This is a genomic window from Aeromonas sp. R4-2, assembly GCF_040908295.1.
Classification (GTDB): Bacteria; Pseudomonadota; Gammaproteobacteria; order Enterobacterales; family Aeromonadaceae; genus Aeromonas; species Aeromonas veronii.
On record NZ_JBFODL010000009.1, the window covers coordinates 1 to 26,857 of the forward strand.

General features: G+C 60.6%; 25 protein-coding genes and 2 tRNA genes. 16 read left to right on the plus strand and 11 right to left on the minus strand.

The annotated features are described in order from the left end of the window. Positions 1-15: 15 nt before the first annotated feature. The 4 genes from AB5Y99_RS05080 to yjjG all read left to right on the plus strand — a co-directional run bounded on the left by AB5Y99_RS05080 (position 16) and on the right by yjjG (position 2,623). Positions 16-92: transfer RNA gene (locus tag AB5Y99_RS05080), tRNA-Met, on the plus strand. A gap of 88 nt (positions 93-180) precedes the next feature. Then, positions 181-257, plus strand: a tRNA-Met gene (locus AB5Y99_RS05085). Between the two features lie 171 nt (positions 258-428). Continuing rightward, the gene (locus AB5Y99_RS05090) at positions 429-1,928 is read left to right on the plus strand and encodes a leucyl aminopeptidase family protein (protein ID WP_368209135.1); all 1,500 of its coding nucleotides are present in this window, start codon (positions 429-431) and stop codon (positions 1,926-1,928) included. 14 nt (positions 1,929-1,942) lie between these two features. Beyond that, on the plus strand, positions 1,943-2,623 hold the full coding sequence (gene yjjG / locus AB5Y99_RS05095; RefSeq protein WP_005333455.1) for a pyrimidine 5'-nucleotidase: 681 nt from the start codon (positions 1,943-1,945) through the stop codon (positions 2,621-2,623). Positions 2,624-2,740: 117 nt separating this feature from the next. Here yjjG and AB5Y99_RS05100 read toward each other — a convergent pair whose 3' ends face one another. The 3 genes from AB5Y99_RS05100 to dusC all read right to left on the minus strand — a co-directional run bounded on the left by AB5Y99_RS05100 (position 2,741) and on the right by dusC (position 5,032). Next, complete coding sequence (locus AB5Y99_RS05100) at positions 2,741-3,460, minus strand: ABC transporter substrate-binding protein (protein ID WP_201946831.1); 720 nt, start codon at positions 3,458-3,460, stop codon at positions 2,741-2,743. 161 nt (positions 3,461-3,621) lie between these two features. Continuing rightward, positions 3,622-3,990 carry a hypothetical protein gene (locus AB5Y99_RS05105; protein ID WP_005333451.1) on the minus strand — a complete coding sequence of 123 codons (369 nt, stop codon included), beginning with the start codon at positions 3,988-3,990 and terminating at the stop codon, positions 3,622-3,624. A gap of 97 nt (positions 3,991-4,087) precedes the next feature. Next, positions 4,088-5,032, minus strand: coding sequence for a tRNA dihydrouridine(16) synthase DusC (gene dusC, locus AB5Y99_RS05110; protein ID WP_204381018.1), 945 nt, complete (start codon positions 5,030-5,032; stop codon positions 4,088-4,090). A gap of 123 nt (positions 5,033-5,155) precedes the next feature. Here dusC and AB5Y99_RS05115 point away from each other — a divergent pair, with 123 nt between their 5' ends. The 6 genes from AB5Y99_RS05115 (at position 5,156) to nfo (ending at position 10,585) form a co-directional block, all read left to right on the plus strand. Continuing rightward, positions 5,156-5,533: a YbaN family protein gene (locus AB5Y99_RS05115; protein WP_323894228.1), complete on the plus strand. Its 378-nt coding sequence runs from the start codon at positions 5,156-5,158 to the stop codon at positions 5,531-5,533. A 134-nt stretch (positions 5,534-5,667) separates the two neighbouring features. Next, the gene (apt, locus tag AB5Y99_RS05120; RefSeq protein ID WP_005352403.1) at positions 5,668-6,213 is read left to right on the plus strand and encodes an adenine phosphoribosyltransferase; all 546 of its coding nucleotides are present in this window, start codon (positions 5,668-5,670) and stop codon (positions 6,211-6,213) included. A 172-nt stretch (positions 6,214-6,385) separates the two neighbouring features. Then, on the plus strand, positions 6,386-8,980 hold the full coding sequence (gene dnaX / locus AB5Y99_RS05125) for a DNA polymerase III subunit gamma/tau (protein WP_150389015.1): 2,595 nt from the start codon (positions 6,386-6,388) through the stop codon (positions 8,978-8,980). Between the two features lie 114 nt (positions 8,981-9,094). Beyond that, positions 9,095-9,424: a YbaB/EbfC family nucleoid-associated protein gene (locus tag AB5Y99_RS05130; RefSeq protein ID WP_005333445.1), complete on the plus strand. Its 330-nt coding sequence runs from the start codon at positions 9,095-9,097 to the stop codon at positions 9,422-9,424. Positions 9,425-9,553: 129 nt separating this feature from the next. Next, complete coding sequence (locus AB5Y99_RS05135) at positions 9,554-9,733, plus strand: hypothetical protein (protein ID WP_150389016.1); 180 nt, start codon at positions 9,554-9,556, stop codon at positions 9,731-9,733. A gap of 9 nt (positions 9,734-9,742) precedes the next feature. Then, a complete protein-coding gene (gene nfo / locus AB5Y99_RS05140; protein ID WP_150389017.1) occupies positions 9,743-10,585 on the plus strand; it encodes a deoxyribonuclease IV in 843 nt (280 codons plus the stop codon). Between the two features lie 96 nt (positions 10,586-10,681). On the opposite strand, the gene AB5Y99_RS05145 is transcribed toward nfo, so the two are convergent. Next, complete coding sequence (locus tag AB5Y99_RS05145; RefSeq protein WP_150389018.1) at positions 10,682-11,587, minus strand: LysR substrate-binding domain-containing protein; 906 nt, start codon at positions 11,585-11,587, stop codon at positions 10,682-10,684. A gap of 102 nt (positions 11,588-11,689) precedes the next feature. On the opposite strand from AB5Y99_RS05145, the gene AB5Y99_RS05150 reads away from it, so the two are divergent. The 4 genes from AB5Y99_RS05150 (at position 11,690) to AB5Y99_RS05165 (ending at position 16,132) form a co-directional block, all read left to right on the plus strand. Continuing rightward, positions 11,690-12,682 carry a TDT family transporter gene (locus tag AB5Y99_RS05150; protein ID WP_005352390.1) on the plus strand — a complete coding sequence of 331 codons (993 nt, stop codon included), beginning with the start codon at positions 11,690-11,692 and terminating at the stop codon, positions 12,680-12,682. A gap of 258 nt (positions 12,683-12,940) precedes the next feature. Beyond that, entirely contained in the window at positions 12,941-13,930 is a 990-nt protein-coding gene (gene lpxM, locus AB5Y99_RS05155; RefSeq protein WP_368208917.1) for a lauroyl-Kdo(2)-lipid IV(A) myristoyltransferase, read from the plus strand. A 150-nt stretch (positions 13,931-14,080) separates the two neighbouring features. Continuing rightward, positions 14,081-15,076, plus strand: a complete 996-nt coding sequence (locus tag AB5Y99_RS05160) for a lipid A biosynthesis acyltransferase (RefSeq protein WP_069555789.1) — start codon at positions 14,081-14,083, stop codon at positions 15,074-15,076. 195 nt (positions 15,077-15,271) lie between these two features. Further along, on the plus strand, positions 15,272-16,132 hold the full coding sequence (locus AB5Y99_RS05165) for a PA4780 family RIO1-like protein kinase (RefSeq protein ID WP_227273755.1): 861 nt from the start codon (positions 15,272-15,274) through the stop codon (positions 16,130-16,132). A gap of 60 nt (positions 16,133-16,192) precedes the next feature. Here the strand turns inward: AB5Y99_RS05165 and AB5Y99_RS05170 are convergent, their stop codons facing one another. The 3 genes from AB5Y99_RS05170 to AB5Y99_RS05180 form a co-directional block, all read right to left on the minus strand. After that, entirely contained in the window at positions 16,193-16,717 is a 525-nt protein-coding gene (locus AB5Y99_RS05170) for a GNAT family N-acetyltransferase (RefSeq protein ID WP_368208919.1), read from the minus strand. Next, complete coding sequence (locus tag AB5Y99_RS05175; RefSeq protein ID WP_368208920.1) at positions 16,714-17,952, minus strand: GGDEF domain-containing protein; 1,239 nt, start codon at positions 17,950-17,952, stop codon at positions 16,714-16,716. Before AB5Y99_RS05175 ends, AB5Y99_RS05170 begins: the two co-directional genes overlap by 4 nt. Positions 17,953-18,215: 263 nt before the next feature. After that, positions 18,216-18,710 carry a prolyl-tRNA synthetase associated domain-containing protein gene (locus tag AB5Y99_RS05180; protein ID WP_151286911.1) on the minus strand — a complete coding sequence of 165 codons (495 nt, stop codon included), beginning with the start codon at positions 18,708-18,710 and terminating at the stop codon, positions 18,216-18,218. 166 nt (positions 18,711-18,876) lie between these two features. On the opposite strand from AB5Y99_RS05180, the gene AB5Y99_RS05185 reads away from it, so the two are divergent. Both AB5Y99_RS05185 and AB5Y99_RS05190 read left to right on the plus strand, forming a co-directional pair. After that, a complete protein-coding gene (locus AB5Y99_RS05185; protein ID WP_368208922.1) occupies positions 18,877-21,303 on the plus strand; it encodes a DNA polymerase II in 2,427 nt (808 codons plus the stop codon). A gap of 74 nt (positions 21,304-21,377) precedes the next feature. After that, positions 21,378-21,629 carry a DinI family protein gene (locus tag AB5Y99_RS05190; RefSeq protein WP_005333426.1) on the plus strand — a complete coding sequence of 84 codons (252 nt, stop codon included), beginning with the start codon at positions 21,378-21,380 and terminating at the stop codon, positions 21,627-21,629. A 177-nt stretch (positions 21,630-21,806) separates the two neighbouring features. Here the strand turns inward: AB5Y99_RS05190 and AB5Y99_RS05195 are convergent, their stop codons facing one another. The 4 genes from AB5Y99_RS05195 to AB5Y99_RS05210 form a co-directional block, all read right to left on the minus strand. After that, positions 21,807-22,655 carry a DUF2927 domain-containing protein gene (locus AB5Y99_RS05195; RefSeq protein ID WP_150389025.1) on the minus strand — a complete coding sequence of 283 codons (849 nt, stop codon included), beginning with the start codon at positions 22,653-22,655 and terminating at the stop codon, positions 21,807-21,809. Between the two features lie 26 nt (positions 22,656-22,681). Beyond that, positions 22,682-23,185: a M48 family metallopeptidase gene (locus tag AB5Y99_RS05200; RefSeq protein WP_150389026.1), complete on the minus strand. Its 504-nt coding sequence runs from the start codon at positions 23,183-23,185 to the stop codon at positions 22,682-22,684. Between the two features lie 145 nt (positions 23,186-23,330). After that, positions 23,331-24,974 carry a hypothetical protein gene (locus AB5Y99_RS05205; RefSeq protein WP_368208924.1) on the minus strand — a complete coding sequence of 548 codons (1,644 nt, stop codon included), beginning with the start codon at positions 24,972-24,974 and terminating at the stop codon, positions 23,331-23,333. A gap of 189 nt (positions 24,975-25,163) precedes the next feature. Beyond that, on the minus strand, positions 25,164-26,810 hold the full coding sequence (locus AB5Y99_RS05210) for a bifunctional UDP-sugar hydrolase/5'-nucleotidase (protein WP_368208927.1): 1,647 nt from the start codon (positions 26,808-26,810) through the stop codon (positions 25,164-25,166). Positions 26,811-26,857: the final 47 nt, after the last annotated feature.

Here is a 26,857-nt window from a genome sequence, read left to right on the forward strand (position 1 = left end):
AGGTGACAATTCGGACGCGGGGTGGAGCAGCTCGGTAGCTCGTCGGGCTCATAACCCGAAGGTCGTCGGTTCAAATCCGGCCCCCGCAACCAACTCTTTCGTCAGCTTGCGATTGTATAAACAGTCGAAGGCAGACAAACGCCAACAAGCTACTGCTCGGCTTGAGGGTGACAATTCGGACGCGGGGTGGAGCAGCTCGGTAGCTCGTCGGGCTCATAACCCGAAGGTCGTCGGTTCAAATCCGGCCCCCGCAACCAACTTTCTGAAAGTTCCCTTCCTGTATTGCCAACCATTGAACAATCCTTCTTGATGCTCGTCACCATCTGGTGATTGCTGCTATTTCTGACGCTTTTTCAAGACCAAAACTGGTCGTATCAACCATTTGTTGGGTATCATCAGGTATCTCTTCATGGATGAGGCACGCGCCTGTGATCACTCCCTTCACCTATCTTCCTCCTGCTATTGAAAGCCGGGATGCCACGGTGGCCGAAGCCCTTGCCCAAGGGCTGCCGTTGCAACTGCTGCTGATCGCCGAAGAGCAGAAGGAGTCCTTGCTTTCGCTGCCCGCCCTTGCGGGTCTCCAGACCCAGCTTGCGCTGGGGAAAAAAGCGCCCTTTACCCTGATGCATGGCAATACCCTGTTGCAGGTGATGTTTGTGGCCGGCAGTGTGACGCGGGATCACCGCCTCTATAAACAGATCAGAGGCTGGATTGCTCCTCTTTCTGGGCTCAATGTGGAGCGGCTCGGGCTGCATCTGGAAGGTTTTTCTCCCTCCGAGCGAGTGATGCTGGCCGAAGTGATGTTGTCGGCCCTGCTTGCCGCCAATATTTCGTTGCCCACCAGCAAGCGCCGCAGTGAAAGCAGCTGGAGCTATCAGCAGATCAAGGTTTCACCCGCAGTGGTGCTGGACTTGGCGCGCCTCTACAGCGAAGCGGGGGGCAACGGGCTGGCTCGCCATCTGGCGGTGTTGCCTGCCTCCGAGTTGACGGCCGCCAGCTATCGCGAGTTTGTCAGCAAGCTGGCGCAAGATGAGGGGTGGCAGTGCCATCACTATGATCAGGCGCAGCTGGCCGAGCTGGGGGCGGGGGCGTTTCTGGCTGTTGCTCGTGGCTCGGAAGACAATCAGGGAGCCATGGTCAAGCTCAGCTACTATCCACCCAAACCGGTGCGCCGCATTGCACTGGTGGGCAAGGGAATTTGTCACGACTCCGGCGGTTACAACCTCAAGGTCTCTGGCAGCATGTATGGCATGCATCTGGACATGGGGGGCAGTGCAGTGGCGCTCGGCACCCTCTACGCTATCAGCCGAGCCCAGTTGCCTTACGAGGTGCACTGCTGGCTGGCCATTGCCGAGAACCATATCGGCCCTCATGCCTATCGTCCTGGCGAGGTGGTGACCGCCATCAATGGCACCTCCATCGAGGTGGTCGATACCGACGCCGAAGGGCGAATGGTACTGGCCGACACCCTGGCAATGGCGGTGCAGGATACCCCGGATCTGCTGCTCGATTACGCAACCCTGACCGGGGCCTGCAAACGGGCGCTGGGTAGCCGTTACAGCGGCGTTTTTACCAATCGCAGCGAATGGATGACATCGCTGGTCAATCTGGGTCAGCGCAGCGGTGAACGAGTCTGGCCCTTCCCGCTTGATGACGATTACGACGACAACATCGAAAGCGAGTGGGCCGATCTGTTGCAGTGTGCGCCGGGCAGTTCTCCGGATCACATTGATGCGGCCCGTTTCCTCGCCCACTTCGTGCCCGAGCAGACCCCCTGGCTGCACTTCGACCTGAGCGGTTTTCGCAACAAGGGGGGCAATGGGGTGGTCTCCAGCGAAGTGACCGGCTTTGGCGTGCGCCTCACGCTGGATCTGCTGGCCAGCCCGCTTGGCAGAGTTGGTCGCCAAACCTCTGAACAATCTGAATGATAACAAGGAGTTCTGTGAAACAACCAAGCTATGACTGGGTGCTGTTCGATTTGGATGAAACCCTGCTCGATTTTCCGGTCGCCTCTGCGCTGACGCACACTCTGCAGATCTATGGCGTACAGGCTGATGACGCCAGCATGGCGCAGTACCACGCCCTCAACCACGGGCTCTGGCAGCAGTACAACGACGGCGAGATCGATGCAACGGCGTTGCAGCAGACCCGCTTCTCCCTCTTTGCCCAGCAGGTCGCCGCCGATCCCATGGCGATGAACAACACCTTTCTGGAGCAGATCATTGCCCTTAGCATGCCTCTTGAAGGGGTGGTCGAGACTCTGCAGCAGCTGCGCAGCAAGGTGCGGATGGGGATCATCACCAATGGTTTCAGCGTGCCTCAGCGGGGGCGGCTCGGCAAACTGGGCTGGAGTGAGTGGTTCGAGCCGCTGGTGATCTCCGACGAGATCCGGGTGACCAAGCCGGCGCCAGCCATTTTCCAGCACACCCTCTCCCTGATGGGGCAGCCAGATCCGGCCCGGGTGCTGATGGTGGGGGATAACCCGAAAACCGATATTGCCGGGGCGGCGGCGCAGGGGCTGGCGACCTGCTGGTACAACCCGGCGCGGCAAGCGGGCGAGTGCGATGCCACCCACGAAATCCACCACTTCGCCCACCTTGCCGATATTGTGCTGGGACGCTGATAGCCAGGCTTAATCCATCACGTTATCGGTGACCAAAACGTCCTGGCAAGTTGCAACCAGGGTTGTTTGAAACAGGATTGGGTTTGCTTGAGACGGCAAGGGGAGCTGATGCTCCCCTTACTTATGAGTGTTTTCCTGTGAATGCAGGGATCTGAACTGGTAGCGATCGAGGATCTGCTGATAGTCGGGGCTCTGTTTCAATTGATCGATAGCCTGATTGATCCGCTGCAGTTGCGCCTCAGTGGTGCTCTCTTTGCTCAGCATCAGGTGAACAGGTGTCTGTTCGATATGCAGCAGAATATACAGTTTGTCCTGCACGCCATCCTTACCCTGCCACTCCTGCAGTCCGTGGGGATCCAGAATAAACCCCTGGATCCGTCCCCCTTGCAACATCTTCAGCAGCTGATCCAGCCGCAGGCGCATCTGCAGACGGGGCTGCAGCTCGGGCCTTGCCATCAACTGGCGGAAGGTATTGCCGTAATCAAAGCCCTTGAGCACCCCGATATGAAAGTCAGGGGTGTTGATCAACTGCTCCAGGGTGGTGATCCCGCGCCAGCGAGCGGCATCTTGCCGACGGATGACGATGGCCGTCTCCTCTTCCCGATAGGGGTGGCTGAAGCGGGCATATTGCTGCCGCTCGGCGGTGATATTGGCTGACATGGCCAGTTGAACCGTGCCGAATTTCAGCTCGTGCAACACGCGAGCCCAAGGCATTTCACTGAATCTGGCCTGATAACCGGCACGCAGGAAGATGGCGTTGAGCAGCTCCACATCCAGTCCGCGGAGCTGTTGCTGTTCATTGCGATAACTGAAGGGCTGCCAGTCGACCCAGCCCACGACCAATGACTCTTGTGCCGTAGCCTGGCAACACAAACACCATAACAACAAGAGTCTGTACACAACGCATACCCTCGAACAGGCTGATACGGTTGAGTATTGGACAGGAACGACGGAGTAACCAGTGCTGAGGGTTGAGCGGATGCACAGATGTGCATCCCTCACAGTTCGTGGGCGTGGAATCCCTTGCGATAGCGGGTTTCACAGCGCGGGCAGCGTTGCAGGGTCGGATCCTGTTCCAGCTGTTCGATGGAAAGCGGCTCTTCACAATCGGAGCAGAGGCCATAGAGGCCGAGATCCATCTGGCAGAGTGCCGCATCGATCCGCTTGAGGCGGGCCACGCTCTGCTCAACCTTCGGCAGATCCAGCCGGCTGGTCAGTTCCACCAGTTGATCCTGCTCGCAGTGACCGACCTGTTCGGCCCACTCGTCACGGCGGCAGGCTTTGAGCTGACCGATCAGCGTTTCTCTTACTTGGGCCCAGTCTGACAGCAGGCGATTACGCCAGACAGTCAACTGTGCTTGCGTCATTTCACACACATTATCCCCCACAGGACAGACGACAGATTCGGGGCAGTATAGGGATCCGATAACTCTATCAAGATGATATGCGTCAAGTTAAACGTGGTTAGCCGTGGCTTTTGGCTGCTTGCAGCAGGGCATCGCGGATGGGAGCCGTCTCTTTGAGCACCCGGATCTCCTGAAACAGCAGGTCCGCTTCGGGATATTCCCGCTTGAGGTAGCTGAACCACTGTTTGATGCGGCTGGGGTAGTAGTCGGCTTTTTCGCTGGCCAGATCCTGCTCGGTATAGCTCACCATCAACTGCAGCACCTCGGCCCAGCTCATGTGCGGGCAGCCGGTTTTCATCACGTTGGCCAGATTGGGCAGGGAGATGGCGCCGCGCCCGACCATCAGGGCACCGCAACCCGAGACCCTGGCGCAGGCGAGGGCATCTTTGTGATCCCAAATTTCGCCGTTGGCGGTGACTGGGATGGGCAGGGCGCGGCGAATGGCGTCCACATACTCCCAGTGGGCGGGGGCCTTGTACCCTTCGCGCTTGGTGCGCGCATGAACGGCCAGCTCGTTGGCGCCCCCCTGGAAGACCGCCTGGGCGTTCTCCAGATAGAGATCCTTGTCGTCGTAACCGAGGCGAATTTTGGCGCTCACCGGCAGATGGGCGGGCACTGCGTCACGTACCGCCTTGACGATGCGGTAGATGGTCTCGGGCTCTTTGAGCAGCACCGCACCGCCCTTGCTCTTGTTGACCGTAGGGGCGGGACAGCCGAAGTTGAGATCGACGCCGGGGGAGCCCAGCTCGATGGCGCGCACGGCGTTCTCGGCCAGCCACTCAGGGTGTTGCCCCAGCAGTTGCACCCGCACCGGGGTGCCTGCGCGGGTTTTGCCATCTTGCAGCAGTTCAGGGCAAAGGCGGTAGAACACCTTGGCGGGCAGCAGCTGATCGACGACCCGGATAAACTCGCTCACGCAGAGATCGTAATCATTGACGGAGGTGAGTACCTCCCGCATCAGGTGATCCAGTACCCCCTGCATGGGGGCCAAAATAACGCGCATAACGGCTTTCCGACGAGAGTGGCAAGAAAAAAGAGCGCAGATTGTAGTGGGGTTGCGGCCTGCTGTCAGCACCCGCTCAAACTCTGTTAGGCTAGAGGGAGATAAATCACGCAAGGAGAAGGAATGAAGCGTTGGTGTCTGATGGCGCTCGGGTGGCTGGCATTTGCCACCGGTATTGTGGGCATTGTGCTGCCGCTCTTGCCGACTACCCCCTTCATGTTGCTGGCCGCCGCCCTGTTTGCCCGCTCATCGCCCCGTTTTCATCGCTGGCTGCTGGCCCATCCCTGGTTTGGCCCGCCCATCGTGGATTGGCAACAGTATCGCGGCATTCGTCGTCAGGCCAGACGGCGCGCCATTATCTTCATTTTGCTCACCTTTTCGGTGTCGCTGGTGGTGGTGCCACTGCTGTGGGTCAAGGGGTTGCTGGTTATCATAATGGTGATCCTGCTCACCTGGTTATTGCGCCTGCCGGTGCTGGAGCCAGTTGCAATGGTGAAGTGAAGTCCCTAAGCTATTGCAGCAATAATGCTATGGAGTCGGCCTGTCATTTTTGCGTGACAGGCTTTTTTATTTCCCGCAGAAGGGAATTGAGAAAAAATGGCCACCCCTGGGTCAAAAAAATAAGCGGTCAACACATGAATCCGGAAACCCTGAAATTTATCGAAGCAAGCATCAAGACCATTCCCGACTATCCGAAGCCGGGCATTCTGTTTCGTGACATCACCAGCCTGATCGAGAACGCCGAGGCCTTCAAGGCCACCATCGATCTGCTGGCCAATCATTATCGTGATCAAGGGATCACCAAGATTGTTGGCACCGAAGCTCGCGGCTTCATCTTTGGCGCGCCGGTTGCCTATGCCATGGGGCTGGGCTTCGTACCGGTCCGCAAGCCGGGCAAGCTGCCGCGCGAAGTGATCGAGGAGTCCTATGCCCTCGAATACGGCACCGACACCCTGCAACTGCACACCGATGCCATCGTGCCCGGTGACAAAGTGCTGGTCGTGGACGATCTGCTGGCGACCGGCGGTACCGTCGATGCGACCGTCAAGCTGATCCGCCGTGCCGGTGGTGAAGTTGCCGATGCGGCCTTTATCATCTCCCTGCCGTCTCTGGGTGGCGATGCTCGCCTGACTGCCGCTGGCATCAAGGTGGTCTCACTGGTCGAGCTGGCCGGCGAGTAATGCCTCTTCGGCCCGATCCTCTGCATCGGGCCTGCATTGAACCGGTGCCCGTGCGGGCATCGGTTTGAAAATCAAGCGATCCCTCCCGCTCTGACCGATAGCCGATACAGCCAGCCCGCCATTTGTGTTAGCATCCGGCCTCAATGCCCTGTCTTCCCTGCATGATGGATTTATGAGCTATCAGGTTCTGGCGCGTAAATGGCGCCCCCATACGTTTGAACAAGTGGTAGGCCAGCAACATGTGCTGACCGCCTTGACCAACGCCCTGGATCAGGGACGGCTGCATCACGCCTATCTGCTGAGCGGTACCCGTGGGGTCGGCAAAACCACCATCGCCCGTATTCTGGCCAAGAGCCTCAACTGCGAGCAGGGGATCAGCAGCCACCCATGCGGTGTCTGCGATACTTGCCGCGAGATCGATCAGGGCAACTTTGTCGACCTGCTGGAGATTGACGCGGCGTCCCGCACCAAGGTGGAAGATACCCGCGAGCTGCTCGACAACGTGCAGTACCGTCCGGCCCGCGGCCGCTTCAAGGTCTACCTCATCGATGAAGTGCACATGTTGTCGCGCCACAGCTTCAACGCGTTGCTGAAAACCCTGGAAGAGCCGCCCCCCTATGTGAAGTTTCTGCTGGCCACCACGGATCCGCAGAAGCTGCCCATTACCATTCTCTCGCGCTGCCTGCAGTTTCATCTGAAGAGTCTGGATCAGACCCAGATTGCCAAGCAGCTCGAATGGGTGCTGGATCAGGAGGGGCAGCCCTTCGAGCCCCGCGCCCTGCTGGCTTTGGCCAAAGCCGCTGACGGCAGTATGCGCGATGCCCTGAGCTTGACCGATCAGGCGCTGGCCCACGGCAATGGTAGCGTGCGCCTCGAGAGTGTGCTGGCGATGCTGGGCACGCTCGATCACCGCCATCTGCACCAGCTGCTGGAAGCCATTTTGCGGCAAGATGCCCCCGCGACCATGGCCAAGATCACCGAGATCGCCACCCTGGGCCCCGATTTTGATCAGCTCCACGCCGAGCTGGAAGGCTTGCTCCATCGCATCGCCATGGCGCAGCTGCTGCCTGCCAGTGTGCAGGAGCAGGGGGCGGATGCTGATTCCCTGCTGCAACTGGCCAAGGCGATGAGCCCGGAAGAGGTGCAGCTCTGCTACCAGATCGTGCTGGGTGGTCGTAAAGATCTGCCCTGGGCCCCCGATGGCCGCACTGCGCTGGAGATGACCTGCCTGCGGATGCTCGCCTTCTCCCCAAGGCGCGATGCCCTGCATCCGGCCAGCCTCACCGCGTTGCCCCCGTCAATGACGAGCAATGCAACGCCGGTTGGCACCTTGCCGGGAAAGCGCCCGGCCGCTGAATCGGCCGTAGTGGCACCGATCAGCGGCGCCGTGCCCGCACCGCTAGCCAGCCCTGTTGCCAGCACGCCTGTTGCTACCAGTGCAGTGCCCGCGGTTGATGTCTCCCTGCCTGCGATGACGGATGACATCGGCAACCCCGCCGATAGCGAGGAGGAGGCGCAAGCCGCCGAGCTGTTCAGCCAGCAGGATGAGCTGCTGCGCGAAGCCGCAGGCATGGGGTATCAACCCGAGCCCGCGTTGCCACGTGTGCAGCCCGATGTGTCTGCGTACTCAGCCGCACAGCCCGTTGATGCTGATGATCGAGCGTCTGCCGCAGCCGATACCGACTATTCCCGTGGCGAGCCGCTGACCGCCCCCTTCGAGCCCGCGCTCGCAGCGACAGCAACGCCTGTTGCCGCTGCTGAACCGGTATCAGCGGTATCGAGCATGCAGAGTCTGCTTGGCAAGCGAAATATGCTGCGCAGCCGCCAGCGAGGTCAGGATGCCCCGGCGGCGCCTGCGCCGCGCGCAGTACCAGTTGCGCCAGCTCGTCCTGTCGCGCCCGCTGCTGCTCCGGCCGTCACCCAACAGCCAGCTCCGGTCGGCCAACCGGCCGGACAGGGGATGGTGACGATGGGACACTATGATGATCTGCCACCGGTGGATCTCTATGGCGACGGTTACGAGCCGCAGGGTGATAACGGCGATTACGAAGAGTACCTCAATCAGGGATTTGCCGGGCAGACTCAGGTGATGAGCCACGCTCCCGTCACGGCACCGGCCCAGCCAACCGATCTGCCACCCTGGGATCTCGACGGACAGCCGAGCTATCGACCCGGTGAGCGCAGTGCTGGGGTGCCTGCGGTGACGCCCGCCCCAGCGACTCAGCCACCCGTTGCCACCACGGCGGTGGCCGCTACCCCTGTGACGCAGGATGAACCCCCTCAGCCGGTGATGGAGACCATCGACTGGGATGAGCTCGAGAGTGACAGCGAGCCGCAAGAGGGAGAGGCGACCCGCCTTATCCCCTCCTCGCTGCTCAATGGTTGCGGTGACCCTTGGGCCGAGTTGATCGCTCACACTCAGGTGGGAGGGCGGCTGCGTCAGCTGGCCATCAACTCGGTGATGACGCGGGAAGGGGACAAGGTACTGCTAACCCTCAAGCCCGAGCAGCGCCATCTGGTGAGCGACAAGGCGCGCGCCGATCTGGCAGAGATCATCGGGCCAGCGCTGGGGCAACCGGTGCAGGTCGAGGTGACGCTTGGTGTGGTGCCTGACCAGGAGACCCCCCTCGAGATCGAGCACCGCCTTTATCTGGGGGTGCGCGAGCAGGTGACCCGGGATCTGGAGCAGGATCCCAACGTGCAGTTTTTAGTTCAGCGGTTTGGTGCCGTGCTTCATCACGAGAGCATCGAGCCCCTCAACCGCTAAATTCCGTGGCCGGGAGCTTGCTTCCGGTTGAAAAGCAGTTTGGCTGTCCCCATCTAGGACAGACAAGCCCACAGCCCGGCGCTGGATGCCGGATTTCAAGACGAGAGACGACATATGTTTGGTAAAGGTGGAATGGGGAACCTGATGAAACAGGCCCAACAGATGCAAGAGCGTATGCAGAAGGCGCAGGAGCAGCTGGCTCAGATGGAAGTGACCGGTGAAGCCGGTGCTGGCATGGTCAAGGTCACCATGACCGGTAGCCACAGCGTCCGTCGCATCGAGATCGACCCCTCCCTGATGGAAGATGACAAGGAGCTGCTGGAAGATCTGGTTGCCGCCGCTTGCAACGATGCCGTGCGTCGTGTGGAAGAGCAGAACAAGGCCAAGATGGGCGAACTGACCGGTGGCATGCAACTGCCGCCAGGCTTCAAGATGCCCTTCTAAGACGACTCTCCCCGCGCATTCTTGCTCCCTTGTCGCTGGCCATTCGGGCCACGGCAAGGGAGACGGCCGAGAGACCCAAAGACGCAGCGTTGTTGCTCAGGCGATACGCTGCGTTTTTTTATGGGCGCCATGCTGGCGTGGACGGGCTCTAACTATCCCTTCTGGGGAGAGGTTGCCACAGAGCAGGCCGATTGCGCCATGAAACGCAGCCGCTTTGCCAAGGCGGCGCTATTTGTCGATACCCGCTATCGGATATCCCGGTTTGGCGTGGCCGGGCTGGATCGGCATAATGGCGGCTTGCCGTATTGAGGAGATTGTATGAAATATATCGGAGCCCACGTCAGTGCGGCCGGCGGGGTGGAAAATACCATCGCCCGTGCCCAGGCCATCGGGGCCAACGCGTTTGCCCTCTTTACCAAGAATCAACGTCAGTGGCAGGCGGCTCCCTTGTCGGATGCCACCATCCGCGCCTTCAAGGCGGCCTGTGACAAGGCCGGTTTTCTGCCGGAGCAGATCCTGCCCCACGACAGTTACCTCATCAATCTGGGCCACCCGGATCCCGATGGTCTGGCCAAATCCCGCGATGCGTTTCTCGACGAAATGAAGCGCTGCGAGCAGCTGGGGCTTTGCTATCTGAACTTCCATCCCGGTAGCCATCTCAAGCAGATCCCAGAGGCGGCCAGCCTCAAACTGGTGAGCGAGTCCATCAACTGGGCGCTGGAGCGCAGTGAAGGGGTGACGGCGGTGATCGAGAATACCGCCGGGCAGGGGACCAACCTCGGCTGGTCGTTCGAGCACCTCACCACCATCATCGAGGGGGTGGAGGACAAAAGCCGCGTCGGGATCTGTTTCGATACCTGCCACGCCTTTGCCGCTGGCTACGATTTGCGCACCGCCGAGAGCTGCGCTGCCGTCTTTGCCGAGTTCGACCGCACGGTGGGTTTTCACTATCTCAAGGGGATGCATATCAACGGCGCCAAGTGCACCTTCGGTAGCCGGGTCGATCGCCACCACAGCTTGCGGGAGGGCAATCTGGGAGAGGCGGTATTCCACCACATCATGAATGATGATCGCTTCGATCGCATTCCGCTGATCCTCGAGACCATAGACGAGTCCATCTGGGGCGAGGAGATCAGCTGGTTGCGCAGTCTGGCGAAGTGATACCGAGCAAGCGAATCAAAGAGAGGGAGCCGCGGCTCCCTCTCTGCTTTTTCCGTTATTGGCGGGCGGGCCTGCCAGCGGCGCTCCGAGCGGGCGTTACTCTGCGCGGCTCACCTCGGCATCCTTCACCTGAGCCCGGCAGAAGTGGATAAAGTGGCGCAGGGAGGTGGAGTGGTACTTCTGCTTGTGCCAGATAAGGGAGAGCTGGCGCGGGAAGCGACGGGAGAGGGGCAGGGCGATCAGCCGCCCATCTGCCAGGCGATCCGAGGCTGCCAGCCGGGAGATAAAGGAGATGCCAAGCCCCTTCTCCACCGCCAGCATCACCGCCTCCAGGGTGTTGAGTTCAAGCCCTGGTTGCCAGCGGGGCAGCTCGGGCTGGATCTGCTGGATAAATTGCTCGCGGCTGCCCGATTGTGCTTCACGCAATACCCAGGTCTCGCCCCCCAGTCGGGAGAGGGAGAGATCCTTCTTGTTGGCAAGCGGGTGACCGGGTGGGGCTACCACCAGCATCTCGTCCTGCAGCCAGGGTTCGGCGAGCAGGTCGGGGTGGTGGTTCTCCCCCTCGATCAGTGCCATATCCAGCTCGAAGTTGGCCAGCGCATGGCATAGCAGGTGAGTGTTGTTGATGGTCACCTTGGGGGGGAGCCCCAGCTCCTGTTTGCTGCTGGCGAGCAGGGTGGGGAGCAGGTAGTTGCCGATGGTCTGGCTGGCACCAAGGCGAAGCTGGCCGCTCGGCTCGGCATCGGGACTGAACAGGTTCTCGATATCCTGCATCCGGGTCAGCAGCTCTTCGGCGGCCGGTTGCAGCAGGCGCCCCTCGTTGTTGAGCTGCAATCTGGGGTGAATGCGGTCAAACAGCGGGGTAGAGAGCTGGCGCTCCAGCTCCTGCAGCGACTGGGAGACAGCCCCCTTGCTCAGGCAGAGCTCGTTGGCGGCAAGGCCAAGGTTTCCATAGCGGGCAATGGTGGCGAACACTTTCAGCTGCTGCAGGGTCAGTTTCATCGTGTTTGGTTTTCCTGAATGATTGATTTAATTCATTTAGATATCGTAAACGATAAGGGGGCATTATCCTATCGCCATAGTCATCAATAGAAAGGTGTCATCATGATCGCAAGAACCCGTAAATCACTGGCTGCCGCCCCAACCCCCATGGCGGGTCTGGCGCTGGGCATCGCCAGCCTTGGTTGGTGTTGGGAAAATGCCGGTCACTTCGATGGCCGGATGCAACTGCTGGGCGCTGCCATCGCGGCCGTGCTGCTGGTGATCCTGACCTTCAAGTTTCTGCTTCACCCCCGCCTGCTGTTGCAGGATCTCGCTCACCCCGTGGTGGGCAGTGTGGTACCGACCTATGCCATGGGCACCATGGTGGTCTCCAAAGCGTTGGGTATGATTGCGCCGCAAGCGGGCGAGGCCCTCTGGCTGTTTGCCGTGGCGGTTCATCTGCTGTTCCTGGCCACCTTTATCTGGCATCGTGCCAAAGAGTTTGAAATCCACCACATGGTGCCGAGCTGGTTCGTGCCGCCGGTAGGCATCATCGTGGCGGACGTCGCCTTCCCGGGTGGTCAGTTTGCCCCGCTGGCCAACGGTCTGCTCTGGTTCGGGATCATCTGCTATGGCCTGATGCTGCCGCTGATGCTCTATCGCCTGATCTTCAGCCATGAAGTGCCGGATGCCGCCAAACCGACCATCGCCATTCTGGCGGCTCCTGCCAGCCTCTCTCTGGCCGGTTACCTGACCGTCAGCCAGGAGCCGTCACTGCTGCTGGTGGCCGTGCTGTTGGGGATCGCCATCCTGATGACCGGCATCATCTATCTGGCCTTCATCAAACTGCTGCGTCTGCCCTTCTCGCCGGGTTATGCCGCCTTCACCTTCCCGTTGGTGATCGGTGCCACCGCCCTGTTTAAAGTGGCTCATCTGGTGGAAGGATTTGCGCAAGGGAGTCACTACGTCGAGCAGATCAGACTGCTGGCCCACTTCGAGCTGGGGGTGGCTACCGTCATCGTCGGGTATGTGGCACTGCGTTACCTGATGTTTTTTCTGCCGCAGCGTAATACCGAAATGAATAACGGCATGGCCCGCCAGGGTGCTCACCGTTAAATCTTGAAGAAGATGTGACATCGGGAAATGGATAAGCAGTGCGCTCCGAGAGCGACGGGATAAACGACCAGTCATACGATGGATGGACAAAGAGCCTCCACCCTGGTTGTGTAACGAGCAAAATGCCCCGCAGTGCGGGGCATTTTTTTATGGTTTTTTGATGTGGCGCCCGTGGCGGGCTATTTGCCATGGATTTAACTGGTATTACCTGTCAGGACGACTACAATGCAGCACCACTTTTTCGCTCGACCCCAATACATGTCGTCCCAAGATCCCGTATTTGACTCCTCTTTTGAAGCCCGTTTTCTGCATCCCCGCTACTGGTTCAGCTGGCTGGCGCTCGGCGTGCTGATGTTGCTCGCCTTTGTGCCGGTGCGATTGCGCGACCGTTTGGCCGAAGCCTTGGCACCGCTGGTGTTTCGTATCTCGAAAAAACAGATTTATATCGCCAGAACCAATCTGGAGATCTGCTTCCCGGACAAGAGCCCGGAAGAGCGGGATGCCATTGCACTGACCTCGATCCGGGTCGGCCTCAAGAGTCTGTTGGGATTTGGCGAGTTCACCATGCGCAGCCAGCGTTATCTGATGAGCCGGATGCAGGTGATCGGTTGGGAGCATATCGAGGCGGAGCGGGCGGCCGGCCGTCCGGTGATCCTGGTGGTGCCCCATACCTGGCCGGTGGATGCCTCTGGTTACTGCTTCACCCAGCGCGGGGTGCCCATGTGCACCATGATGAAACGGGCACGCAATCCGGTGTTTGACTGGCACCTCAACCGTGCACGAGCCAAGAACGGTTGCCGTGTTTATGAGCGCAGCGCCGGGATCAAGGCGGTGATCAGGACTATCAAGAGCGGTCGCAGCTTCTTCTATCTGCCGGATCAGGATCATGGCCGCGAGAAGAGCATCTTCGCCCCCTTCTTTGGCTATCCCAAAGCGACCCTGCCTGCTTTGCCCCGTCTGGTGCAGGTCAGTGGCGCCAAGGCGGTGCCGCTGCTCGCCTGCTATGACGAAGCGAACCACTGCTACCGGCTGGAGATTGAGGCACCGTTCGACAACTATCCCACCGAGGATGTGATGGCTGATACCTGTCGCATGAACGACATGGTGCAACAGCAGCTGATGCGCCATCCGGGCCAATACATGTGGTTCCTCAAGATCTTCGATACCCGTCAGGATCAGGAGGGGCTGGATGGCCTTTACGAGGCGGGGATCCAGCGGATCCGCAAGGGATTGTCGCCCCACGGCTGACCCAGAATTTGCGTTGATTGAAATGGCCCCAGGTGGGCCATTTTTTATGATAACTCGTCTGATCAGTGCCTTGCGGGTCGATGGCCTGCCTCCCCAGGGTAGAAAAAAATGTCAGGATAACTACAATAACCGTTTGTTTTTGATGACTTGATGGCCGCCATGTCTGCGTTAGATCCGGTATTTGATACCTCATTTCATAGCCGCCTGCTGCATCCCAAATGGTGGGGTAGCTGGTGTGCGCTGGGCCTGCTCTCCCTGCTGGCATTTACCCCCGCGAGACTGAGGGATCGCTTCGCCGATCTGGTCTCTCCAACCCTGCTGCGTTTTTCGAAAAAGCAGGCCTATATCGCAGATACCAATCTCAAGATCTGCTTTCCCGAGCTGGATGCCGCGGCACGGCAGGCGCTGCTACTCAAATCGATCCGGGTCGGGCTCAAGACCTTTATGGGCTTTGGCGAGCTCAGCTGGCGAAGCAAGGCGCGGCTGACCCGCCGCATCAAGGTCACCGGCTGGGAGCATGTGCAAGCTGAGCAGGCTGCGGGCCGCCCGGTGATCCTGGTGGTGCCTCACACCTGGGCAGTCGACATGATTGGCCGCTACTTCTCCATGATGGGCATCGAGATGTGCACCATGATGAAGAGCCCGAAAGATCAGGTGTTCGACTGGTACATCAACCGCGAGCGGGCCAAAGGGGGCAAGGTCTATGAGCGCAGCGCCGGGATCAAACCGGCGATCAAGTCGATCCGCGCCGGTGCCAGTTTCTTCTACCTGCCAGATCAGGATCACGGCCGCGAGGCGAGTGTGTTTGTTCCCTTTTTTGGTCGCCCCAAGGCAACCCTGCCCGCGCTGCCCAAGCTGGTGAAGCTGACTGGTGCCAGAGCCGTGCCCATCTTCGCTAGCTATGACGAGGATGAGGGACGCTATCTGCTGGAGATTGAGCCGCCGTTTGACCCTTATCCCACCGCCGATCTGCTGGCAGACGTCAATGCCATGAACCGGGTGGTGGAGATGCAGGTGGCGCGCCATCCCGAGCAGTACATGTGGTTTCTCAAGATCTTCGAAACCCTGGAGCATCAGGAGGGGGATGACGGCCTCTATGAAGCGGGGATCCAGCGCATTCGTCAGGGTTTGCCGCCCGAACCTTGAAAATTGGCCCGCTTGCGGGCCATTTTTGTTGGTACAGGAGCCTTTCGTATTTGGTCTGCTGCTGGCGGTTTTTAAGGCGAACAGGTGGACAAAAACAGCGCAAACAGGGGATAACAGGGTGTCTTATGAAAGGGAGAGGCAGGTGAGCGTGCGCGGAGCTATCTTCGAGAGCGGAAATAGGGTAAAAGGGCGGCCATGAAAATTCCAAATCGAATCCAACCTCTGGTTGATGACGGCCTGGTCGATGAGGTCGTCAGCCGGTTGATGAGCGGCAAAGAGGCCGACGTCTATGTGGTGTGCTGCGGCGACGAGATCCGCTGCGCCAAAGTCTATAAAGAGGCGTCCAAGCGCAGCTTCAAGCAGGCCGTGGTCTATCAGGAGGGGCGCAAGGTGCGTAACAGCCGCAGCGCTCGCGCCATGGAGAAGGGCTCCAAGTACGGCCGCAAACAGCATGAAGAGGTGTGGCAGAACACCGAGGTCGACGCCCTGTTCAAGCTGGCGGCGGCCGGTGTGCGGGTGCCGCAGCCCTATGTCTGCCTCGATGGCGTCCTCTTGATGGAACTTATCACCGATGAGGATGGCAATGTCGCGCCGCGCCTCAACGATGTGGCGCTTACCCCCGAGCAGGCGGTCATCGACCATGCCAAGGTGATCCGTTACGTGGTGCGGATGCTCTGCGCCGGTCTTATCCACGGCGATCTCTCCGAGTTCAATGTGCTGGTGGATAGCCAGGGCCCTGTCATCATCGATCTGCCCCAGGTGGTGGATGCCGCCGCCAACAACCAGGCCAAGGCGATGCTGGAGCGGGACGTCAACAATATGCGCAACTACTACGGCATGTATGCCCCCGAGCTGCTCAAGACCCGTTATGCCCAGGAAATGTGGGCGCTGTTTGAAGATGGCAAACTCACCCCCGATAGCGAGCTGACCGGTCACTTTGAAGAGAGTCGCGCCGCCATCGATCTCGATTCGGTGCTGCAGGAGATTGAGAGCGCCGAGGAGGAGGCCTATGCCCGTCAGGCCCGGATGAAGGCGGAGCAGGAAGACAGCTACTAACGGTCTTGCCACGTTCGCAAAAAGAGCGCCTTCGGGGCGCTCTTTTTATTACTGCTGCGGCTATGGTCGGCTGGGGCAGGGGGCTAGCTGATACATCTCCAGCCAGTTGCGATCCCCCGGATGGAAGCGCCGCCCCAGCAACACGCCCCCGGCGGCCGTAATGACCTTGCGGGAAGCCAGATTATCTTCGCCGCAGCTGATCAGCACCGGCGCTGCCAGCACCTGTTGTTGCACCCAGCGCAGCAGCACGGTCGCGGCCCCTTCGCCACGGCGAGAGGGGCGGGTTTCGTAACCGATATGACCCAGCCACTGGCGGGTTGCCTCATTGTCACCGTGACGCAGTCGCAGGGTGGCGATGATCTCCTCGCTATCGAGGGCAAAATAGGTGGTAGTCGGCAGGTATCCACTGGGCAAGTTGCGCCCTTCTGCGTGATCCAGCAGGCTCTGTAGCCAGCTGTCCGGGTCAAATTGCGCCACCTGATAGAGCGGCTGTCCGTCCTCGGCGCATTCGGTGACATAGCGACGGTAAGCCGGAGCATCTGCCAGCCTGGCCGGTCGGCACTGCAGAGCGAGCACTGTGCTCATGACAGGAGCGCGCAGGGCTGCAGCGGTTGCGGTTCGCTGTGGTGGGGTTCCAGCACGCAGGCCCGTTGCCTTCCAGCCTGTTTGGCGGCGTAAAGAGCCTGATCCGCTCGCAGGTAGGCCGCTTCAAATCCCTCGTCAGGGTGCAGCGAGGTGAGGCCGATGCTGAGGCTGATGGGGCCACCGGCCAGCGCCCGGGTCGCCTCGGCGATCTGCTGTTGCAGGCTGTGACAGTAGTCGGGCAGGGTCTGCGGGTCCGCCATCAGCAGCAGGGCCAGCTCATCGCCGCCAAGCCGACCGGCCATGTCCTCGGCAGGCAGGGTATTGGCGATCACCCGACCCACGGCCCGCAGCATGGCATCACCGGCGGGGTGGCCGTGGTGGTCGTTGATCTGTTTGAAGTTATCCAGATCGATCAGCAGCAGCTGGCCGGGGCTCGTCACCTCGCGGGCACGCAGGGCCACCTGGCGTTCGAAATAGTGGCGGCTGAACAGGCCGGTCAGCTCGTCCTGATTGGCGCGCCGCTCCAGCGTGCGCTGGGTGGCCAGCAAGGCTTGCTGCTGGCGGGTGTGGACCAGGCTCAGCAGCAGATAACTGCGGGCGATGGTAAAGAGCAGGCTGAGCAGGATCACAGGTCCGAGCAGCGGGTCGGTGAAGGAGTTGGCCGCCAGCTCCGGTTGCCAGAGGTGTTTGGCGATCCGCAGCAGTTGCAACAGCAGTTGCAGGCCGAGCAGCAGAATGGCAAAGCGCAGCACCCGATAGACAGGGGCCAGCCGCTGGTAGCGCCAGAGCTGCCAGATAAGCAGCGCAATCTGCAGCGAGAGCACGCCGGAGAGCACGATGATCCGGCTATGCACATCAAAGAGGGGTTGCTTCAGGGCGGTCAGGGCAAACAGAACGAAACCGCCGAGGGTAACGGCGGGCAGCAGCCAGCCCAGTTGGTCGGCTTCACGGCGAAAGAAGTGGCGCATCCCCCGTTCATAGAGCAGGGTGGTCGACATCAACAGCAGGTTGGTGCAGAGAATATTGGCAAGGGATGCATTTCCCTCAAGGGGGCGCAGCAGCAGGCAGCAAAAAGCCCCCGCGATAACCAGTTCCCCCGCTGACCAGTAGATCAATGCCCTGATCTGGCGATGGGTGTGCCACATGGCGGCGAAAATGGTGGCGACCCCCACATGTGACAGCGTGACGAACAGCACCAGACTCAACAACTGGGCCGAGGAAAACAGACTTGGCATCAAGGGGCTCTCTGGGAAGTCACCTGTGAACGAACAGGCGATGGGGTATCGCCCGCTGGCAGTGGCCGATCACAACATGAATCCAACCTATTATCAATGGGTTAAATGGCCGAACGTGCTCACCTCCGACTTTTTGCACGATGGCAATTGCTGACTCGATTTATCAGCGCACAAGGAGCCATTTTATTGTCTTGTCAGTCAATTTCGCTGCGTGAAAGGTGGTTGTGTTGGCGGCAGGGTGAACCCAACCGCCAGACGTTGTGCTAATCGCAGGTTGCAGCAGGCAAGCGCATTACGATGGCCTCCCTGTCCAGATGGGTCAGCAGACGGCGCACGTCGTCGAGGCGGATGATCAGAGTCGCGGTGTTGACCAGCGGATGGCACTGCACCTGTTCGGCCTGCCAGATGGCCTCGTCCACCACCAGCTCTACCGCTTTTTCCCTGTCGCGCACCATGGCGAGCAGGGTCACCGATCCCGGGGTGAGGCCGAGCACCGCATCGAGCCGCTCGGGGGAGCCAAAGCTCAGCCGCTTGACGCCGAGCATGGCAGCCAGCGCCTTGAGGTCGACCCGGTGATCCTCCGGACTCACCACCAGAAACAGCCGCTCGCTTTTCGGATCGCGCAAAAAGAGGTTCTTGGTCTTGGCGGCGGGCAGGTCGGGCAGCAACTTGCTCGCCTCCTCACAGGTAAACACCGGGGGATGGTCAAAGCGCTGGTAGGGGATAGCCAGCTGATCCAGCAGGGAATAGATTGCCACAGAGACTCCTTTCGTCGGCGAAGAGTGGTCAGAACGGGATGGGCGGGAATAACGACCGGATCGAGCTTACCAGTTTGACTCCCGCCTCGCAGCCAGCGTGATGATTGCGAGCAGGCACTGTATGAACGTACAATAGTCCCATTCTCGGACAGCCCCTTTACGCTTCATGACTGCAACCCAGCCCACCGTACCCGCCACTCCGCCCCTCGACGGTTTTATCCTGACCCGCCACGGTCGGGACGTGCGCGGTCGCAACGGGCTGCCTGCCACCACCGAAATCGTGATGTGGCTCTGGAGCGCGCAGGGGCCGGTGCGGGTGGTGGTGCCGGGGCAGGAGCCGGTGTTCTTTTTGCCACAGAGCCACATGGCAGAAGCCGCCGAGCTGTTCAAGGGGGCCGGGGTGAGCGGGCGGTTTCGCCGCCTGCCGATGCACACCTTCGACGGTCGCCCCGTGGTGGGCTGCTATTTCGCCACCCTGAGCGCCTTTCACCGCGCCATCGAGCTGTTGCTCATTCGCGGTCTGGAGCACTTCGAGGCGGATATCCGGCTGCCGGAGCGCTTCCTGATGGAGCGTTTCATCACCGCTGGCGTGCGCTTCGATGGCTGGGCGGTAAAAAAGGGGGGCAAGCAGGGCTACTGGGAGGTGAACGAGGCGCGCTGCGCGCCGCAGGCGGTGACGCCAACCCTCTCCTGGGTGTCGCTGGATGTGGAGTGCGCCATGGACGGGGCGCTCTTCTCGGTCGGCCTTTACAGCGAGCAGGATGCACGGGTCATCATGATCGGCACCCCGGAGGCAGATGCCGAGAGCTGGGGAACCCAGGTACAGTGGGTAGAGGACGAGAGCACCCTGCTGAGTGCGCTGGAGAGCTGGTTCAGTCTGCATGACCCCGACTTGGTGATTGGCTGGAACGTGGTTAATTTTGACTTTCGTCTGCTGCTGCGCCGCGCCGAACTTAACAAGCGGCGACTGCGGCTCGGGCGGGGGCGCGAGCTCTGCTTCTGGCGATCCTCGCGCAACGACCCCCAGAGCGGCAGCGTCATCATTCCCGGGCGCATGGTGCTCGATGGCATCGATACCCTGAAAAGCGCCACCTGGCAGTTTGCCAGCTACAGCCTGGATGCGGTGGCGAGCGAACTGCTTGGCCGTGGCAAGGATATCGAGGATGTGGCCAATCGGGGGGAGAAGATCACCGAGCTGTTCCATTCCGACAAGGAGGCGCTGGCCCGCTACAACCTGGAAGATTGCAAGCTGGTGTGGGAGATCTTTGACTACTGCCACCTCATCCCTTTTGCCATCGAGCGTGCCTCCCTCACCGGTCTTGAGCTGGACAGGGTAGGGGGCTCGGTGGCGGCCTTTACCAACCTCTATCTGCCGCGGCTGCATCGTGGCGGCTACGTGGCCCCCAATTTGCCAGCCGACGGTGGGCTGGCGAGCCCCGGCGGCTATGTGATGGACTCCAAACCCGGTCTCTATCGCCATGTGCTGGTGCTCGATTTCAAGAGCCTCTACCCCAGCATCATCCGCACCTTCTGCATCGACCCCATGGGGCTCATCGAAGGGCTACAGCATCCCGAGCACGCGATTCCCGGCTTTCGCGGCGCCATGTTCTCCCGCGAGCGGCACTTCTTGCCGGAACTCATCGCCACCCTGTGGGCGGCGAGGGACAGAGCCAAGGCGGCCAGCAACAAGGCGCTCTCCCAGGCCATCAAGATCATCATGAACTCCTTCTACGGCGTGCTGGGGTCGGGGGGCTGCCGTTTCTATGATCCGCGCCTGGCCTCGTCCATTACCCTGCGTGGCCACAGCATCATGCAGCAGACCCGCGAGTGGATTGAAGAGAAGGGGTTCGAGGTGATCTATGGCGACACCGACTCCACCTTTGTTCATCTGGGGCGCGAGACCAGCCCCGATGAGGCGGACGAGATCGGCCAGCGACTGGCTCAAATGATCAACGATAACTGGGCTGCACTGATCAGGCGCGAGTTCGACCTGCCGAGTTATCTCGAGATCCAGTACGAGACCCACTATCGCCGCTTTCTGATGCCCACCATCCGCGGGCTGGAGAAGGGCAGCAAGAAGCGCTATGCCGGTCTGGTTGGCAAGGCCAGCGAGGGGAGTGAACAGCTGGTGTTCAAGGGGCTCGAATCGGTGCGCACCGACTGGACCATGCTGGCCAAGCAGTTCCAGACCCGCCTCTATGAGCTGGTGTTTCACGATGAAGATCCCAGCGGCTATGTGCGCACCATGGTGGATGAGACTCGCGCCGGTCGTCACGACGATCTGCTCATCTACCGTAAACGGCTGCGCCAGAAGCTCGAGGAGTATCAGAAGAATGTGCCGCCCCATGTGCGGGCGGCGCGGCTGGCCGATGAGGAGAACCTGCGCCGCGGTCTGCCCCAGCGCTATCAGCATCGGGGCTCTATCGCCTATCTGATGACCCTCAATGGCCCCGAGCCGCTGGAGTACCGGCGCAGTGCCATCGATTACGAACACTATATCGACAAGCAGTTGCGGCCCATTGCCGATGCCATCCTGCCCTTTATCGGCGAGTCGTTCGACCGGATTTGTGGTCAGCAGCTGGATCTTTTCTGATTGGTGCAAGATGGCACTTTACTTCCCATAAATACTGGATAAAAATACAGTTATAAATCATGGAGAAGTTTCCTATGCGTCTTGAAATCATCATCGACAGAAAACATCAGATCCCGACCTCGACCATGGAGGCGCTGCGTCAGGAGCTGCTCAAGCAGCTTGGCGAAAAATTCCCCGACATCCATGTGCGGGTCGCGCCGGGCAGCGCCATGGCCCTGACCGTCAGCCGTGCCAGCAAGGAAGACAAAGAGCTGGCCGAAGCCATGGTGCAGGAGGTGTGGGAGAACGCCGAGAGCTGGATGCCGGAAGAGAACGTCGCCTCCTGATCCCGCACGGTCAGTGGATAACACGGGCGTTGGATAAATGGGCGGCGGATAAACGGGCATGCCCGCTACTGATCCGTTGATCCCCGGACAACACAAAAAACGCAGCCAAGTGGCTGCGTTTTTTTGTTGGTGATGAGTTCGCGGTGGCTTGTCTGGCTCTGGGTTGAGCCAGGCCCGTTACAACCCCGCCCAGCTTTTCAGGCTCTGCTGCTGCACCCGGCGATTGGCTTCGCGGATCTCCCCTTTGGCGCGCAGGTCGGCCAGTGCGATAGGCAGTGCGGCGCGGATCTCGTCACTGCTCATTCCGGCTTTGAGGGCCGGGTGATAGGCCATCTTGAGCAGCACATAGTCCAGCCCGGTCAAAAAGCTGTCGATGCTGTTGTCATTGAAGATGGAGGGAAACACCTTGTCCGAGTCGTTGGGCAGCCCCATCACCTGGGTGAACTCCTCCACCACACAGTCGAGAAAGCGACCCTTGGCCCGGCTGTAGTCTACCGGAATGATGATGGTGGCACGGCTGATCTCGTGTTTTGCATTGGTTGCGAAGTTGGCAAGGCAGAGCCCCTCCTTGAGCGCCATCTTGACCGATGGATCGCCCCCCATAGTACGGTTGGCCCAGCTCTTCATCTTGTTGTAGTCGGTCATGATCAGGGTGAGGTTGGGCTTTGCGGCCACCATGCTGATGGAGTGGCCGGTGATGCGAGCCAGATGGGCCGCCTGTACCTTCACCACGTCGGCCTGCAGCGGCTTGTCACCCGACTCGTTGATAAGTTGCAGCCGGATCGGCTGCTGCCAGCGGGCAAAACGGGTCTGCCTGGCTTCGCCATACTCCCGCTCCATGGCGATGGCCATAAAGCTTTCGACCAGATAGCTGTCGCTCTGCCAGCGCTCATCGGCACGGGCGCTGTGGCCTGCGAGCAGAATCAGCAGCACCAGCAGCCCGTGTGACGCGCGGTGGGGACGGGCAGCGCAACCCAAGCTGGTCATTACCAAAGTGGCAATAAAGCGCGTGGCGGCAAATGGCATGTTTCCTCCCTGAAACGGTTGTCAGCCTAGCGGTTGGCCTTGTCGATATCGCGCCAGGTGAGCCAGAGCCTGAGATCAAACTCCAGTTGATGATAGTCGGGCTCCATGTGCTGGCAGAGCTGATAGAAGCTCTTGTTGTGATCCTTCTCTTTGATGTGGGCCAGCTCGTGCACCACGATCATTTTCAGGAACGGGGGCGGCGCCTCCTTGAACAGGGCGGCGATGCGGATCTCGTTCTTGGTCTTGAGCTTGCTGCCCTGCACCCGGCTGACGTAGGTGTGCAGGCCGAGGGCATCCTTGATCACGTTGATCTTGCCATCGAACACCACCTTTGACAGGGGCGCCGAGCTTTTGAGGTAGCGGTTCTTCAGCTCCATGGTGTAGGCGAGCAACGCCTTGTCGCTCTGGATCTGGTGGCTCTCCGGATAGCGTTTGGCCAGCATCTCCCCCAGCTTGCCCGCCGCAATCAGCTGTTGTACCTGTGCCTTGAGGGGGTCTGGATAGCCGCCCAGATAAGTCAGTTCCGCCATGGTGTTACTCGTTACATCAAAAAGAGCGTCATTGTAGTTATCTCGGGCGGGCTTGCCTACTGCGGGCCGCTGCTGCAAGGGGGCTCTGGCGCAAGAAAAAGGGCAGCCATTGCAACAATGGCCGCCCTGCGGGGCGTATTGACGATCAGCGTCGGCGATAGAGACCCGGATCCACCTCTTCATAGTGGCTGGTCAGGTATTGATAGAAGGCGAGATGGGAAGGGGTGCTCGGCTTTTTCAGCTCCTCGCTCACCCGATCCGGCTTGGCGATGATGAACTTCGGATTCTGGCGCTGGATATCGGCCAGCACCCGCTCGCGCACGTCATAGGGCGGATTGACGTTGGCAAAGAAGAGGTAGGCGGACGCTGGCTGGCGATCGGTCCAGAGATAATATTGCGGCTGGATGCCATCGACCCAGATCTTGTCGCTTGGGACTGTCTCGGCCTTGATGCGATCGACCCGTACCTGCGCCGCCGGATTGAAAGGGCGACCCTTGAGGGTGCCTTCCCAGGCGTTGTTGATCATCAGCAGCAGCATGGCAAGCGTTGCCAGCCAGGGGGTGGCACTGCGCACATCCCAGGCGCGCCAGAGGGGGATGAGGATCAGCACCGGCAGCGCCCACAGCAGGCTGGTGCCGAGCACCTCGTTGACCCGTTCGAGGGACCACTCCTTGGTGCTCCAGCCAAAGGCGAGCTGCTGGGCCAGCAGCCAGCTGGCGGTGAGTACCACCAGCGAGATGCAGAGCAGGCCGATGGCATCAGCCTGCTGTTCGCTGCGATCCAGCAATACCGCCAGCGGTAGCACCGCCAGTTGCAGATAGAGCACGTCATAGTGATCGAACACATGGCCGGAGACCGAGTTGGCGATCAGGGTGAACAGCACCCCAAACAGGGTCGCCAGCAGGGCGGGCAGATACCACTCCTGACGGCGGCTCAGCATCAGAATGATGAAGGCGGGCAGCAGCATCACAAGGCCTGTGCGCAGCAGGCCGACGGCGCCCACCATGGGGGAGAAGCCATTGCCGTAGCTCCCCTCGAAGAAGATGTCGAAGGCGTAGTATTTGAAGGCCGCCAGCAGATCATGTTGCTGGAAGTAGGCGTAAAGCGGGCCGCCAATCAGCGCCAACCCCAGCAGGCTGGAGATGAGCAGCAAGATGGCATCACGCCACTTCTCGTGCAGACACCAGTGGCAGAACAGCACCAGATACCAGGCCCCCCAGAAGGCGCCGTTGTTGGTGCGCATCCAGGCGACGATGGCGAAGGTGAAGGCCGCCACCAGCGCGGGCCACCAGCGAAATCCCTTGTCCAGCAGCAGGGTGATGAAGGCCCACTGGGCGATGAGGGCGAGGTGGAAGGTCCAGTCCTCAGTCATGTTGCCGTAGTAGTAACGGGTGCCGTAGAGAGCCAGCACCGCCAGCATGGCGCCAAGGCGCGCCTTGAACGAGAGTCCTAGCTGGGCAAAGGCTTGCCAGCTGGCCAGCAGTCCGAGCCAGCAGAGCACCCACTCCAACGCCCAGATCCCGACAAAACCCCCCATTCGATAGCCCAGCGCGTCGAGGGCGAAGATCATCGGCCCCTTGATGTCGATCATGTCGCGATAGAGCACGCCCCCTTCGCTCCACATCTTGCCCATCACCGCGAACAGCGAGGCATCAAACCCCGGCGCCATGGCGTGGAAGAGCGGGTTGCGCAGACAGAAGAGCAGCGCCAGCAAGGCGGTCAGCAGCACAATGGCTGGCTTGATACCCGGGTTGACGCGAGGGGGAGTGAAACGGATGGAGTGATTCATGAAGTCGCCTGTTCCTGCAGCTGGTCTTGAAAGCGGGCCTATCTTGCCGAGCTAGTGAGTGCGATGCAATGGGGCGGGCCCGTGTGGGGCAAATATTCTCGAAAAAGCCCGGTTCTTGCAGGGAACCGGGCGCTGGCTGCGGCAATATTGGCCGTCAGGGGGAGATGTAGCAAGCCATCACCCTCGGCATCAACTGAGGTACTCAAGCAGGGGCGGTTGCGCTTCCAGTGTGGGCAGGTGGCGAGCCCAGCGGATAAAAGCGTCGGCCAGGGTGATGCCGAGCTCCTGATTGTGCTGGGTCAGGGTACGCGCCAGTGCGGTGTAACCCTCCTTGCCGGAGGCGGTATAGGCGCTCGACACCCCGCGATAGACCTGTTCGGCATTGACCGGTTGCCACTGGCCGGGGGCGGCTTCCCACTCCAGTCGGGTGATGCGCTGACCCTTGGGCCGATCGGCCTGATAGGTGAATCGCACCCCTGCGGTGTAGGGGAAGCTGCCGTTGCCATTGCCGACCACGCCGTTGTTGGTGGCGTTGTCGATGGCATTTTCCAGCGCTTCCGCCAACTCGTGACCGTGCACCCGATAGAGGGTGAGGGGAATGGCAAACGGCAGCAGGCGACCGGCGATATCTGCTTCGCTCAGGGGGCCCGGCTCCAGCGAGCAGCGCACGCCGCCAGCATTGTGCAGGGCAAAGTCCACCTCGCCTACCTGTTCACGAGCGGCGGTCAGCATGGCGCGGGCCACCAGCGGGGCGAGCTGGCTGCCGTGCGGCAGGGTGGCATCCGGCAGCCGCTGATGGGGCAACGGTGCCGCCAGTCGGGTGACGATGCGCTGGCTCATGGTTTCAATCTCCGGCCGATAGCGTTTGGCCAGATGTTGTTCAAGCTGTGGATCCGGCTCGCAGAAGGTGAGCCCGACAGGTGGCGTGGAGGCAAATGGCCAGGGTTGCCAGGGGAGCCACTCCAGCTGCCCCTGACTCTGCACAACACGCCCCGCCTCATCGAAGGTGAGCTCGCAGACACCGAGGCAGAGGGCGCTGTGGCCAGCATGCAAAATGGCCACCCCGTTGTTCATCAGCGGATAGCTGCCTTCACTTGGCAGACCCAGCGGCGCGAGATCGCCGAGCAGGCTGTGGGTGTGGCCACCGATGATGAGGCTGAGCTCGGGGAAGCGCTCGGCCAGCAGTTTGTCCTGATCCAGCCCGAGGTGGCTCAGCAGCACGATATGGTGGATCCCTTCGCGCTTGATCTCCTGCAACACCCTGGTGAGGGTGTCGGCGACCGCGTGGAAACGGGTGTGGGGATCCGGGTTGGCGATGGCAGCCATCTGGGCGAGGGTGATGCCGAGCAGCGCAAAGGGAACCCCGTCGATCATCTGACGATGCCAGGGCTGATGGGCGTCGTAGAGATGGGGAATATCCCACAGCCCAAGGGTTGTGTCGGCAGGCTCCTGACTGTTATCCAGATTGGCGGCCAGCACCGGAAAATCGAGCTGGCGCAAGAACTCCACCAGCGGGCCGTTGCCCAGATCGAACTCATGGTTGCCAAGTACCATGGCATCGGGGGCCAGCATGGCGAGCAGGTCGGCGTTGGCGCGCCCTTTGAAGCGGTTGAAATAGAGAGAGCCCTGAAAGGAGTCGCCACCGTGCAGAAACAGAAAACGCTGGCCGGCTGCTGCGGCTTGGGCACGCAGTTGGGTCAGTCGGGTCAGGATCCGGGCATAACCGCCGCACTGGGTGCGCCACTGGCCTTCACCGACAGGGGAGAAGCTCATGGGCGCGCCATCGAAGTGGGAATGGCAATCACTGAAATGGGCAAGTTGAACCGTAATACTCATCTCGGTCCTCCTTAGGGGGAAAATGAGCACCGAGTCTACTGCAAAGG

Bases quoted from the DNA above. Each gene is read 5' to 3' on its own strand.
- AB5Y99_RS05105 (WP_005333451.1), bottom strand. From the start codon at position 3,990: ATGACGCAAGCACAGTTGACTGTCTGGCGTAATCGCCTGCTGTCAGAC.
- dusC (WP_204381018.1), bottom strand. From the start codon at position 5,032: ATGCGCGTTATTTTGGCCCCCATGCAGGGGGTACTGGATCACCTGATG.
- AB5Y99_RS05115 (WP_323894228.1), top strand. From the start codon at position 5,156: ATGAAGCGTTGGTGTCTGATGGCGCTCGGGTGGCTGGCATTTGCCACC.
- apt (WP_005352403.1), top strand. From the start codon at position 5,668: ATGAATCCGGAAACCCTGAAATTTATCGAAGCAAGCATCAAGACCATT.
- dnaX (WP_150389015.1), top strand. From the start codon at position 6,386: ATGAGCTATCAGGTTCTGGCGCGTAAATGGCGCCCCCATACGTTTGAA.
- AB5Y99_RS05130 (WP_005333445.1), top strand. From the start codon at position 9,095: ATGTTTGGTAAAGGTGGAATGGGGAACCTGATGAAACAGGCCCAACAG.
- AB5Y99_RS05135 (WP_150389016.1), top strand. From the start codon at position 9,554: ATGCTGGCGTGGACGGGCTCTAACTATCCCTTCTGGGGAGAGGTTGCC.
- nfo (WP_150389017.1), top strand. From the start codon at position 9,743: ATGAAATATATCGGAGCCCACGTCAGTGCGGCCGGCGGGGTGGAAAAT.
- AB5Y99_RS05145 (WP_150389018.1), bottom strand. From the start codon at position 11,587: ATGAAACTGACCCTGCAGCAGCTGAAAGTGTTCGCCACCATTGCCCGC.
- AB5Y99_RS05150 (WP_005352390.1), top strand. From the start codon at position 11,690: ATGATCGCAAGAACCCGTAAATCACTGGCTGCCGCCCCAACCCCCATG.
- lpxM (WP_368208917.1), top strand. From the start codon at position 12,941: ATGTCGTCCCAAGATCCCGTATTTGACTCCTCTTTTGAAGCCCGTTTT.
- AB5Y99_RS05160 (WP_069555789.1), top strand. From the start codon at position 14,081: ATGGCCGCCATGTCTGCGTTAGATCCGGTATTTGATACCTCATTTCAT.
- AB5Y99_RS05165 (WP_227273755.1), top strand. From the start codon at position 15,272: ATGAAAATTCCAAATCGAATCCAACCTCTGGTTGATGACGGCCTGGTC.
- AB5Y99_RS05170 (WP_368208919.1), bottom strand. From the start codon at position 16,717: ATGAGCACAGTGCTCGCTCTGCAGTGCCGACCGGCCAGGCTGGCAGAT.
- AB5Y99_RS05175 (WP_368208920.1), bottom strand. From the start codon at position 17,952: ATGCCAAGTCTGTTTTCCTCGGCCCAGTTGTTGAGTCTGGTGCTGTTC.
- AB5Y99_RS05185 (WP_368208922.1), top strand. From the start codon at position 18,877: ATGACTGCAACCCAGCCCACCGTACCCGCCACTCCGCCCCTCGACGGT.
- AB5Y99_RS05190 (WP_005333426.1), top strand. From the start codon at position 21,378: ATGCGTCTTGAAATCATCATCGACAGAAAACATCAGATCCCGACCTCG.
- AB5Y99_RS05195 (WP_150389025.1), bottom strand. From the start codon at position 22,655: ATGCCATTTGCCGCCACGCGCTTTATTGCCACTTTGGTAATGACCAGC.
- AB5Y99_RS05200 (WP_150389026.1), bottom strand. From the start codon at position 23,185: ATGGCGGAACTGACTTATCTGGGCGGCTATCCAGACCCCCTCAAGGCA.
- AB5Y99_RS05205 (WP_368208924.1), bottom strand. From the start codon at position 24,974: ATGAATCACTCCATCCGTTTCACTCCCCCTCGCGTCAACCCGGGTATC.
- AB5Y99_RS05210 (WP_368208927.1), bottom strand. From the start codon at position 26,810: ATGAGTATTACGGTTCAACTTGCCCATTTCAGTGATTGCCATTCCCAC.